Origin of the sequence: Telmatobacter bradus (assembly GCF_048629425.1) — a bacterium.
In the GTDB taxonomy this organism is placed as follows: domain Bacteria; phylum Acidobacteriota; class Terriglobia; order Terriglobales; family Acidobacteriaceae; genus Telmatobacter; species Telmatobacter bradus.
Map to the genome: position 1 here is coordinate 3,310,636 of NZ_CP184532.1, position 12,186 is coordinate 3,322,821.

10 protein-coding genes are annotated in these 12,186 nt (G+C 57.2%); 6 read left to right on the top strand and 4 right to left on the bottom strand.

Going from position 1 to position 12,186, the window contains the following annotated elements:
• Window positions 1-84 precede the first annotated feature (84 nt).
• The 3 genes from ACOBR2_RS13640 to ACOBR2_RS13650 form a co-directional block, all read right to left on the bottom strand.
• A complete protein-coding gene (locus ACOBR2_RS13640; protein ID WP_420236665.1) occupies window positions 85-1,107 on the bottom strand; it encodes a YncE family protein in 1,023 nt (340 codons plus the stop codon).
• Window positions 1,108-1,198: 91 nt separating this feature from the next.
• Window positions 1,199-1,648 carry a hypothetical protein gene (locus ACOBR2_RS13645; RefSeq protein WP_420236666.1) on the bottom strand — a complete coding sequence of 150 codons (450 nt, stop codon included), beginning with the start codon at window positions 1,646-1,648 and terminating at the stop codon, window positions 1,199-1,201.
• A gap of 103 nt (window positions 1,649-1,751) precedes the next feature.
• Complete coding sequence (locus tag ACOBR2_RS13650; RefSeq protein ID WP_420236667.1) at window positions 1,752-2,519, bottom strand: enoyl-ACP reductase FabI; 768 nt, start codon at window positions 2,517-2,519, stop codon at window positions 1,752-1,754.
• A gap of 432 nt (window positions 2,520-2,951) precedes the next feature.
• Between ACOBR2_RS13650 and ACOBR2_RS13655 the strand changes: the two genes are divergently transcribed.
• The 6 genes from ACOBR2_RS13655 (at window position 2,952) to ACOBR2_RS13680 (ending at window position 11,775) form a co-directional block, all read left to right on the top strand.
• Window positions 2,952-4,322, top strand: coding sequence for a dipeptidase (locus ACOBR2_RS13655; RefSeq protein ID WP_420236668.1), 1,371 nt, complete (start codon window positions 2,952-2,954; stop codon window positions 4,320-4,322).
• 118 nt (window positions 4,323-4,440) lie between these two features.
• Window positions 4,441-5,262, top strand: coding sequence for an ABC transporter ATP-binding protein (locus tag ACOBR2_RS13660; RefSeq protein ID WP_420236669.1), 822 nt, complete (start codon window positions 4,441-4,443; stop codon window positions 5,260-5,262).
• A 593-nt stretch (window positions 5,263-5,855) separates the two neighbouring features.
• Window positions 5,856-7,376, top strand: a complete 1,521-nt coding sequence (locus tag ACOBR2_RS13665; RefSeq protein ID WP_420236670.1) for a sugar transferase — start codon at window positions 5,856-5,858, stop codon at window positions 7,374-7,376.
• A 447-nt stretch (window positions 7,377-7,823) separates the two neighbouring features.
• A complete protein-coding gene (locus tag ACOBR2_RS13670; protein WP_420236671.1) occupies window positions 7,824-9,467 on the top strand; it encodes an NAD+ synthase in 1,644 nt (547 codons plus the stop codon).
• Between the two features lie 44 nt (window positions 9,468-9,511).
• Window positions 9,512-10,492 (top strand): thioredoxin domain-containing protein, encoded by a 981-nt coding sequence (locus ACOBR2_RS13675; protein WP_420236672.1) that lies wholly within the window; start codon window positions 9,512-9,514, stop codon window positions 10,490-10,492.
• Between the two features lie 389 nt (window positions 10,493-10,881).
• Window positions 10,882-11,775 (top strand): FRG domain-containing protein, encoded by an 894-nt coding sequence (locus ACOBR2_RS13680; protein ID WP_420236673.1) that lies wholly within the window; start codon window positions 10,882-10,884, stop codon window positions 11,773-11,775.
• Between the two features lie 67 nt (window positions 11,776-11,842).
• Here ACOBR2_RS13680 and ACOBR2_RS13685 read toward each other — a convergent pair whose 3' ends face one another.
• Window positions 11,843-12,049 (bottom strand): DUF2188 domain-containing protein, encoded by a 207-nt coding sequence (locus tag ACOBR2_RS13685; RefSeq protein ID WP_420236674.1) that lies wholly within the window; start codon window positions 12,047-12,049, stop codon window positions 11,843-11,845.
• Window positions 12,050-12,186 lie beyond the last annotated feature (137 nt).

A 12,186-nucleotide genomic window follows, 5' to 3' on the forward strand; every position in this document is an offset into this window, starting at 1 on the left:
GGTGCCCCGGGTCTGGATTTTCAGACCCGGGAAAGCACGAGCCTCAAAACTTGAACCACCCCGGGGCACCCTGCTTACTACTTGCTACTGACTGTTCTCTGTTCTCTGTTCTCTGCCCCGCTCCCACCACGTCATTCCATCCGGCTCGCGTCCGGCGTCGATGGTGGCCACGCGTTCCAGCTTCTCCAGGTCAACCACCGCCACAATGTGATCGCGTGGGCAGGCAATAAAGACGCGCTTTCCGCCCGGTTCCATCTGAATACCCGATGCGCCGCGCTCCTCGATGGGAATGCGCTTGACGACGGCGTGCGTGGCGGCATCGATCACCACCAGATCCTTGCCTTTGTGCGTCGTCACCACCACGCGTTTTCCATCGAGCGTGAACTTCAGCCGGTTGGCGCCCAGCACCCCCGCCTCAAAGCTCTCCACCACCTTGCCCGACTCCAGATCGATCACCGTAATCACGCCGTCCTGATTGCCAGCCCACAGCGTCTTCTCATCGGGAGCCACGGCAAAGCCCTCAGCTCCCAGACCGTCGGGCAGCAGCGTGTGTTTCCATCCTGCCGTTGTTCCATGCTGCGCGGCGGGCAGCGTATCGCGCACAAAAAGGCTCATAGTGCCGGAACCCGCATTGGAAGCGGCCATCCGCTGTCCATCCTGCGAAACCCACACCATGTGCGTATTGTCCTGCCCGGTACCTAGCACAGTGGTCACGCGGTTGGTCGCAGTGTCGAGCGCGGCAATCGCATTCGATCCGCCCGCCGTGAACCATAGCGTGTTGCCATGCAGAAACAGCCCGTGCGCACCCCGCAGCGGAGCAATGCTGACCGGCTCCAGCTGCTTTTGCGTCACCAGATCCACGCGCTGAATCGTGTCCAGACTCGCATCCTGATAGTTGGTCACGTAGGCCGTGCGGCCGTCAGGCGCCACCACCACCTCATGCGGATCTTCGCCGATGGGAATCGCTCCCACCCGCGTCAGGGTTACCGGATCAACGATGGCCAGCGCATGCGACTGCTTGGTGACCACCAGCAGATCGCCCTGCTGGGCTTCAACCGCTCCGGCAAACAACAAGGCAAGCAAGGGAAGAAAACGGGACAGGGACATGAGGACTCCAAGACAGAGAACAGAGGGCAGAAATCAGAGATCAAAGAACAGAGGTCAGGTCAGGGAGCGGAGGATGGAAAACAGCGAACAGCTACGGCTGTGCGGGTTGCTGCGGCTGCTGTTCGCCTTCATCCGCGGCTTCGCTGGCCTGTTCGGCCTGGCGTTCGGCGGCGGCTTCGCGTTCTACATAAATTTCAGTAATGCGTTTGCTCAGGCGGTCAATGGCCTGCTGATCATGGGCCACCAATTCCTTGCCTTCGGGATTGTCGCCCATCTCGGTCATGCGCTGCTTATGCGATTCGATCAGGCCCTGCAACTGGACGGGAGAGTTCCACTCCTGTTTTTCAATCTCGGCCTCGCGGTTGCCCGCCTGCACCAGTTCTCCATGCAGATTGGTACGACCTTCATCGACGGCACTGGGCTGATGGACAAGCGTCTTGTGCTCGGCGGACCAAATATTGAAGCCCACAACGCTCGCGGCCGTCAGACACAGAGCCACAGCGCCCGCCAAAAGAATCAGAATTGTAGCTTTGATCGACATGCTGTTCTTAGTGTAAAACGGCGAGCTTGCTTACAAGGTTTTAGGTGCTAGAAGCTAGAAGCTAAAGGCTAGAAGCTAACATCTAGCTCCTAGCCCCTGTTTTTTAGTACCCCATCACGTTATAGCCGCAATCCACGTAGATCACCTCGCCGGTAATGGCTGAGGAAAGATCGCTGGCAAGGAACAGAGCAGTGCCGCCCACCTCCAACGTATCTACATTGCGCTTGAGCGGAGCACGATCAGCGTGCGCCCTCATCATGTCGCTCAGGTCGCCCACACCGCGGGCAGCCAGCGTCTTGATGGGACCGGCTGAAATCGCGTTCACGCGGATATTGCGCGTGCCCAGATTCCAGGCCAGATAGCGGGTGGCCGACTCCAGCGCCGACTTGGCCAGTGCCATCACGTTGTAGTTGGGCACAACCTTTTCGGCCGCGTAATAGCTCATCGTCATGATGGAGCCACCGTCGGTCATCAGCGGGGCCGCGCCATGGGCAACGGCAATCAGCGAGTAAACGCTGACGTCCATGGCCACGCGGAAGCCTTCGCGGCTGGTATTCAGGAAGTCTCCCCGCAGATCAGCCGCCGGCGCAAAGGCCACGGCATGCACCACGGTGTCCAGCTTGCCGTACTTTTCCTTCAGCTGAACAAAAAGAGCGTCGATCTCGGCGTCATTTGAGACGTCGCACTGAAAACCGCTCGCTCCGGGAAGTTCGGCGATCAGGTCCTCAGCTTCGAGCTTCATGCGCTCGTTCTGGTAACAGATGGCCAGGGTTGCACCAGCCTGGTGAAGTTTCTGGGCGATACCCCAGGCGATGGACCGCTTGTTGGCCAGCCCGAAGATGACGGCTGTCTTGCCCGCCAGATCGATCATTCTCTGTTGTTCCTCCCGAGAGTTAAGCAGGTGCACATAGGGACGGGGAAGGCACCTTGCTTGTTTCAGAATACCAGCCATAACTGCCTCCGTGCGGGCTGGGGGCAAAACCGAAGTGCATTCCGGACAAAGAAAGGTTAAAATTGCGCTCCGGCATGAATGCTTTGGGGGATGCTTTTGGGACGGCATTGCAAGAATTTTTTGGTAGATAAGAAGTTTTTTCCCCGCAGCAATCACGCTTTCCCCAGAACGGACGATCTTCTACAAAGACATTTTCATTCCTCCCGGCGCATCCCTCATCCGCGCCGGGCTATACTTTTCACTGTTACAGCGATTCAGAAACCTCTAATGTGCGAAGGGCAGCAATCCCCCAGCAAAGAAATTCGCACTCCCACAAAGATTTCTGAACCGCTCAAGAAGGAGCATTTCTGTATGTCGTCGCCCGCTGTTGCCTACGCACGCGAAAATCATTCCCGTTTTCTTGATGAATTAAAGTCGTTGCTGCGCATCCCCTCGATTTCCACGCTTCCCGAACACGATAGCGACTGCCGCAAGACGGCCGAAACACTGGCCGCCGAGCTGAAGCGCATCGGCTTTGAGAACGTCCGGCTGATTGAAACCGTGGCCCATCCGCTGGTATATGCCGACTGGCTCCATGCCGAGGGCAAGCCCACCGCGCTGCTCTACGGCCACTATGACGTGCAGCCCGTTGACCCCATCGACGAGTGGATTACGCCTCCCTTTGAGCCCACCGAGCGCGACGACAATCTGTATGCGCGCGGCGCGGCCGACGACAAGGGCCAGGTGGTGGCGCAGGTCAAGGCGCTGGAATCGCTGATGGCCGCGAACGGCAAGCTCCCCATCAACGTCCGCATCCTCTTTGAGGGCGATGAGGAAGTGGGCGGCGAAGGCATTGAAGCTTACGTAGCCTCCAAACCGCCCGAGCTGAAGGCTGACTTCGCTCTGATCTCCGACACCGAACTCTTTGCGCCCGGCCTGCCCACGCTCTGCGTTGGTCTGCGTGGCATGATCTACACCGAAATCGAAGTGCGCGGCGCCAAAAACGACCTGCACTCCGGCATGTACGGCGGCGCGGCACCGAACCCCTTCGTCAGTCTGGCCCAGATGCTGGCCAAGCTGAAGGACGAGGAAGGCCACATCCTCATCCCCGGCTTCTATGACGACATTATTCCGCCCAGCCCCGAGGAACTGAAGGCCTGGCACAGCCTGCCCTTCGACGAAGAACACTACCGTATTACGGAAGTGGGTTCGAAGAAGCTGGTGGGTGAACCCGGCTACACCGTGCTTGAGCGCACCTGGGCCCGTCCCACCCTCGACGTGCACGGCATTCCCGGCGGCTTTACCGGCACCGGCGCCAAGACCGTGATTCCCGCCAAGGCGCTGGCCAAGGTTTCCATGCGTCTGGTTCCGGGCATGGTTCCGGCCAAGAGCTTTGAGCAGTACAAAGCATACGTTGAGTCGATCGCGCCCGCAGGCGTCGAGGTCACGGTGCGCCTGATCAACTCCGGCGATCCCTGCCTGATTCCGGTCAACAACAAGTACATTCAGGCCGCCACCCGCGCCCTGCATGAAGTCTGGGGCAAGGACACGGTCTTCATCCGCTCCGGCGGCTCCATTCCCATCGTGGGCGACTTCGACCGTCACCTGAACGCGCCCAGCGTGATGATGGGCTTTGGCCTGCCCGACGACAATATTCATGCACCCAACGAGAAGTTCAGTCTACACAACTACAAGCTCGGCATTGAGTCGCTGATCCGCTTCCTGGAGGAAGCCGGAAAGTAATTCAGCCCCATTCCGACCCAGGAAAACGCCGGTTCCCCAACCGGCGTTTTCCTTTTACCCCCTATTAGATTCCGAAAACACCTTCCGCCCCGCCTTTCGCGTAAGCTGGAACGGAGCCATGTTTGATTGCCTGACCAACCCAGAAAACTGCGCGGCGGAAAAGACTGAACTCGCCGCCAACGATCCCCTGATCCAGTTCGAGCACGTTTCCATCGCCTTTAATGAGCGGCCCGTGCTTGAAGATGTGAGTTTTTTCGTCAATCGCGGCGAAACACTCTGCATTCTGGGCCGCAGCGGGGTGGGCAAATCGGTTTCTCTGCGTCTGTTGATGGGCTTTCTCAAACCCGACTCCGGCTCCATCCGCGTCGGCGGACAGCAGATCAACGCCCTGGACGAAGAAAGCCTGCGCCAGATCCGCAAGCATGTGACCATGGTCTTCCAGAACGGCGCGCTCTTTGATTCGCTCAGCGTCCGCGAAAACGTGGCCTTTCCGCTGCGGGAGCGGGGCGATCTGAGTGAAGAAGCGATTCTGGCCGAGGCCGACCGGCTCATCCGGCTGGTGAATGCCGAAGACGCCGTGGATGCGCTGCCGGCCAGCCTCTCCACCGGCCGCAAACGCGCCGTGGCCATTGCCCGCGCCCTGGCGGCCAATCCCAAGGTCGTGCTCTACGACGAACCCACCACCATGGTCGACCCGATCATTGCCCGCAGAATGGGCGACCTGATCCAGCAGCTCAAGGTGCAAACCGGCTTTACCAGCATCGTGGTCACGCATGACATGCGCTTTGCCCGGCGGCTGGCTGACCGGGTTCTCTTCCTCGATCAGGGGAAGGCGCATTATTTTGGTTCGCTGCAGGGCTTTCTGGATCTGCAGGATGCAACGATCCGGCAATTCCTGGAGCTGGACGCGTACAGGTTACCAATGGACACGGCCAACTGAAAGCCCGTAATTAGCCTACTTTAACTTTTTACTTGAACTTGGCACCTGTTTCGGCGAAGCTGGTACCAGTCTAGTTCATTGCATAAGCCCATAAGCCAATGATGCGCTGTGAACGGACTTCCTGCCGCGATCAAGGATTCATATGTAGCGGGAAGAACATTTGGCAGTTTGTTTATGTATCTATGTTTTATTGATTTTGTCCAAAAAGTTTGAAGCATTTCGAGTTTTCCGGCATCTTCTCATCGACTGGCTGAGGTGCGCAGAAATTGCGCTGAAGATTCCGTTCAGCCTGTTCCGCTTTTTCGTAGAGATTACGACTAGAAAATGCAATAGAGTGTGTGGGATAGCCCACTGCGAGCAACCATATAGCATTTTCGGAATTGGTGTAGACCGAAAGCTGGATGCTAAGTTTCTTTTTCCTCAAGAAAAAGGAATCTTGCAAGCCCCTTAAAAAGTCTACGTGTATTTCGAAAATGCTCTAAGCAAGCAGAATCACATCCAACCCCTTAGCGTATCCGGATGGTGACTACGCTCCCTGCAACCATGTGTTGCAATATTTTCCCTAACAGTTTCCAAGGTGAGGTCTGTAATCGATGGCGACTTCAGAGTTCTGGCAACGGATTACGGCAACGCTGGCCGCTTCCCATGAAGCGGAGGGCTTGCAGACAGGCTCGTCTGCACCTGCCAGCCGGGGCACAACCAAACTCTGGATCCTGCTCGATGTGCTGACTGTGCTGATTTCAAGCACCATCGCCACGCTCTTCGAGTTCCATCTGGAGCCATTCTGGGGGGCGCATCTCTTCTGGCGTGGAAGCCTGATTCAGGGCCGTTCGACTGGGCTTCTGCTGGCTCTGCTGTGCTGGTTCACGCTGATTCTTGTCTTCACCAGCCGTCGCTTCAACATATACAACCCAAAACGCTTAAGCAGCTTTCTGCATGAGCAGCGACTCAGCCTGCAAGCTTCCATGATCTCGGCCCTGGTGCTGACCGGAACGCTCTATCTGGTGCATGCCGACGATATTCCGCGCGGACTGGTGCTGATCACCATCAGCTTTGTGGCCGTGCTTTTGGGGCTGCGCCGCTTTGTCTACAGGATTCTGCTCTATCGCCGTTACGAACAAGGCCTGGGAACGCGCAATGTGCTGATTGTCGGCTCTGGCCCGGAAGCGCTGGCGCTGCGGCATCACCTGAAGAGCATGCGCAACCTCGGCTACAACTTCAAGGGCTTTGTGGAAGCGCCCGGAGCGCATGAGGGCTTTCCCGCCGCCACCGCCAGTGAGGTGATTGGCTCCATCGACGCTCTCTTCCAGAATGCCCGCAAGCAGTTCATTGACGAGATCTTCCTCACCTCGCCCTGCGACCGCGACGTGGTGCAAAGCGTCTATGAGCAGGCCCGGGTGCTGGGCGTGGACCTGCGCGTGGTTCCCGATATGTACGACGGCCTGGCCTGGAACAGCCCCATCGAGTACATCGGCCAGTTCCCCACCATTCCGCTCTACTGCAACCGCTCCCATGATGTGGGTCTGGCCCTCAAGCGGCTCTTCGACATTGCCTTCTCCGCCACAGTGCTGGCGCTGACTTCGCCCCTGCTGCTGCTGCTGGCGCTGGCCGTCAAGCTGGATTCGCCGGGGCCGGTCTTTTATCACTCGGAGCGCATCGGCAAAAAAGGCCGCGTCTTCCGCTGCTCCAAGTTCCGCACCATGGTGCAGGACGCCGAACAGCGCCGGGCCGAAGTTTCGCACCTGAACGAACGCGATGGCGTGCTGTTCAAAATCAACAACGACCCGCGCATTACCCGCCTGGGCCGCTTTCTGCGCAAATACTCACTCGACGAGCTGCCCCAGTTCTTCAATGTGCTGCGCGGCGACATGAGCGTCGTAGGCCCGCGTCCGCCCATTGCCAGCGAGGTAAAAAAATACAACCTCAGCCACCTGCGCCGCCTGCAGGTGACGCCCGGAATCACCGGCCTGTGGCAGGTGCAGGGCCGCCGCGATCCGTCGTTTGCCAGCTACGTATCGCTCGATGTGGCTTACATTGAAAACTGGAGCATCTGGCTGGACTTCAAGATCGTCATACGCACGGTCTTTGTGGTCTTTGCCGGAACCGGTTCCTAGGGTTAGGGTTCTGCCTCTGAAGTTCTCATCAGAATCCAGACTGTCCTCCTGAGCGACCGCAGGGAATCGAAGGATCTGCGGTTGCTTTTTGGCTCTGCCAAAAGGAACCCTGGCTCCAAAGGCACATCAACTTCTACGGAAGCTCCTTGAAGAACAACCGCAGATCTTTCGACTCCGTTTAGCCCAAAAAACGGCCAAACTACGCTCAAGATGACAGAGCAATCAGGATGCGAACTTTCGCATGACAATTCCATGTTTTTGGGAGGGAGCAGGGGCATTCATGCCCCTGAATCCATCGCAAAACGCGCATGGCTTTAGCCGCGGGCCTTTTGCATGCAGTGAAAATACCCGTGCCTGAAGGCATCTTCCCCAGCAAATCTCATTCAGGGGCATAAATGCCCCTGCTCCCTCCCAAACAACCCACAAACAATGCAATACACTGGATACGTGAAGATTGCACTGGCGCAAATCGATCCTACGGTGGGAGATTTCACCGGAAATCTGGACAAGGTCCTTACCACTGCCCGTCGTGCGGCCGCAGCTGGGGCACGGCTCACAGTTTTCTCTGAGCTGGTTCTCTGCGGCTATCCTCCAGCCGACTTCCTGGAGAAACCCAGCTTTCTGGCCCGCTGCCGCGCTGTTATGGACGAACTGGCCGAGGCTACCCGCGAGCTGCCCACCGCCATTCTGGTCGGCGTGGCCCTCAAGGCTCCCGAAGGCAGCGGTAAACCGGCCGTCAACGCCGCCGTCCTCCTCGACAAGGGCAAGATCCTGCTGGAGCAGCACAAGCGGCTGCTGCCCTTTTACGACGTCTTTGACGAGCAGCGCTACTTTGCTCCGGCCAAGAGCCAGCAGGTGGTTGAGCTCGACGGCCTGCGGCTGGCTGTTTCCGTCTGCGAAGACGCCTGGAACGACAAAAACTTCTGGCAGAAGCGGCTCTACACCGTCGATCCGATGGAAGAACTGCGCCAGCAGCATCCGGCCATTCATATCAACCTTTCTTCCTCGCCTTTCTGGCACCTGAAGCGCGGCGTACGCCGCCAGATGCTCTCGGCCCTCGCCCGCCGCGATCAGATTCCCGTGGTGCTGGTCAATCAGGTGGGCGGCAATGACAGCCTGATCTTCGACGGCTCCTCGGTGGCCTTCAACGCCCAGGGTGAGCTGGTGGCGCAGGCCGCGTCGTTTGCCGAGGATCTGGTCATCGTCGATCCCTTCACCGCCGCGCCCATCCCCGAGCCCGAGGACGACGACACCGAAGCCAGCTATCGCGCATTGGTGCTGGGCACACGCGACTACGTGCGCAAGTGCGGCTTCAAAAAGGCGCTCATCGGCCTGAGCGGCGGCATCGACAGCGCTTTGGTGGCCGTGATTGCCGCTGAGGCGTTGGGCCCGGAGAACGTGATTGCCGTAGGCATGCCCAGCCCCTACTCCTCGCAGGGCTCCATTGACGACAGCCGGCAGCTCGCCGCCAAGCTCGGCATTCGCTTTGAGGTCATTGCCATCGGCGATCCCTTCAACCAGTTCCAGAGTGCTCTGGCACCGATGTTCGCGGGGCTCAAGGCTGACGCCACCGAAGAAAACATCCAGTCGCGCACCCGTGGCTGCCTGCTGATGGCGCTCTCCAACAAGTTTTCCGCGCTAGTGCTTACCACCGGCAACAAGAGCGAGATGGCGGTGGGCTACTGCACCCTCTATGGCGATATGGTGGGGGCTCTGGCCGTCATCGGCGATCTGGTTAAAACCCGCGTCTACGACCTCTGCCGCTGGATCAACCGCATCGAGGAGATCATCCCCGATGCGATCCTGACCAAGCCACCCTCGGCCGAACTGCGTCCCGACCAGAAAGACACCGACTCGCTGCCGCCGTATGATGTTCTGGACCCGATTGTGGAGGCTTACGTGGAGCGCTACGAAACGCCCGAGCAGATTGTGGCCAGCCACGGCTTTCCGCTGGAGCTGGTGGAGCGCTTTGTCCGCCTGATCGAGCGCAATGAATACAAGCGCCAGCAGGCCGCGCCGGTGCTCAAGGTTACCGCCAAGTCTTTCGGCATGGGACGCAGATTTCCCATTGCTGTCAAGGTTCAGGTATAAGCTAATTCTGGGCAATTTTCCGCCCATATTGAAGGAGAATCCGCTTGATTCGTTCGTCTGTTCGTACCGCCAGCATCAGCCTTGCCGCGCTGCTTGCGCTGTCTTTGCCCACTCTTGCCAAGGCCCAGACCGAGGTTCCGGCAGCACCCGAGGCTCCTTCCGCTCCGACGGCTGCTCCGGTCTTCCCGAAGCCCGATCCGGCCAACTTTACCGCTGCTACCCCCACCAAGCAGACCGTGGAAGATTTTCTGCGTGCTAGCTGGGGCTATGAAGATAACCGCATCTGGCAGGTACAGGCCATCCTGAAGACCCCCATCGAGGGCGTCAGCAAGGTTGTGGTCCTGATCGGCGACAAGACGGGTAAGGAAAAGCCCCAGGGTCTGGCCTTCTACGTCATGGCCGATGGCAAGCACATCATCTCTGGCGACTCCGTGGTGGACTTTGGCTCCAAGCCCTTTGCTGACCTGCGTGAAAAACTGCAGAAGGAAGCCAATGGCCCCTCCCGCGGCGCCGTCAACAAGGATCTGGAGATCGTCGAGTTTGCTGACTTCCAGTGCCCGCATTGCAAGGCTGCCCAGCCCAACATGGACAAGCTGGTCACCGACTATCCGCAGGCCCGCATCGTCTTCCAGATCGACCCCATCGCCCAGATCCATCCGCAGGCCGTCAAGGCCGCATCCTTTGGTCTGTGCGTGGCCAAGCAGGTCGGCAGCACCGCCTTCTTCCAGTTCGCCTCGGCCGTTTTTGATGGCCAGGATGGCCTGGAGACCGCCGACGGCGCACAGCTGACCCTGAACAGCGCCGTGGCCAAGGCCGGTGCCGATGCCGCCAAGATCGCCGCCTGCGCCAGCTCCGCCGATACCAAGGCTGCCGTAGACGCTTCGGTCAAGCTGGCCGAGAGCATTGGCATCAATCAGGTTCCCACGCTGGTCATCAATGGCCGCCAGGTACCCGCCAACGCCCCCTACGACACGCTGAAGAAGATCGTAGACTTCCAGATCCAGCTCGACGGTCTGAAGAAGTAGTTCTTCACTTGTTACAAACACCCCCCTGCCCGCTGCATGCGGACAGGGGGGTTTGCTTTTGCGCGGCTCTTTGAAAATGATTTTGTACTATCGCATTCTCGGTCGAAGACCGAGGGATATGAGTAACTCGACGATAATGCGTAAATCTGGATGAGCCAACTTGTGGGGCCAATCCTGAAGGACATAAAGCACGTCCCGTCTTTTGACATTTGAGCCTTCAACATATCCCCAAAATACGAGCGACGACTCTGGGAGCCCTTTTGTTGTCAGATCGTTCTCCGAAACTCAGACAGTTCATCTCATTGCAGGCTTTGCTTTTGCCATCTAATATTTAAAATCATCTTCCGATCTGCGGACCACCCTACTGATCAGACCTTCACAGGTGTTACATGGCTGAGAAAAGCACGACCGCATCTAATCCGGCTCGAACTCTAACTGGCTTCATAGAGAAGTTTGAGCAATTTGCTAAGCCGTCAAGGCATGTATATGACTTGAAATGCTATCGGGGCCAACGTGACGCTTCTTGGCCAATTGTAGCGGGTATATTCCGACGCGATTATGGAGGACTTCTACGGAATGAGAAAAGGGCAATTCGCGATCTGATCTCAGTTCATCCTAACGAGTTTGCATCCGACGAAACTATGTTCGACAAACTTGTCCGGATGCAGCATTTTGGTTTGCCGACTCGATTGCTGGACGTTACTCATAATGCATTGGTCGCTCTTTATTTTGCAACCGACCCGGGACCTGAAGGTAGCAAACCGACCAACGGTAGCGTCATTGGTTTTGCAATTCCAGAGGACCGCGAGAAGTACTATGACAGTGATTCAGTAAGCTGTATAGCCAATTTGGCCAATATGACTTCAGATGAGAAGGATGCGATTGATCGGTTGAAAGAGTCATTGATAGATCTTCCCGAAGACGAGCAAATTGCAACATTTAATCAAGATGATGTGATTAAACGACTTCATCAATTTATTCGGTCAGAAAAATCGTATTTTCTGTCAATTATCAACCCTATAGATTTGTTTAAGCCCTACTATATTCATCCAAAAATGAGTAACAGGAGAATCGTGGCGCAATCTGGAGCCTTCATCTTGTATGGCATAGAGCCATCCAAGGAAATATTCTTTCCGAAAATGATTGAACCAACACCATTTCTTGTCCCTCAGAAATCGAAGGCCCGCATTCGAAAGGCACTTGAAAACCTCGGCATCAACGAAAGCACACTATACCCCGAGATCGACAAGGCTGCGGCACGGATCAAGAACAGTTGGGTCTGACAACGGCGAAATAAAGTGCTGAATTTGCAAGCGATTCTATCGTAAGCCTCAGAGGCTTGCTCAGCTTTTAAATCTTCCGCCACTTGTCCCTTCCACCAACATTGGTGTCACGGACGCGCTCAACGTGGACGGCTGCATCCGGGTTCATTGCACGAGCCCGCTCAATGGCTTGAGCTTGGGTCGGGAGAATTGCGCTGGCCCTTTCCGAACCAGGTTTTCTTACTGCATAATCTCCTTGTTCACGCCTTTCGATATACACTTCACCCTTTGCCATGAAAGCCCCCTTTCCTGCGGGTAGAATACACCGAAAAGCAGCGCTGACGCCACATTGAGCTCGCCGGCAGTCTGCAGGTCTGCGTTCAGTGATGCGGATTGTTAGAATGTTGCCAACACCCCAACTCTCTCAAACAA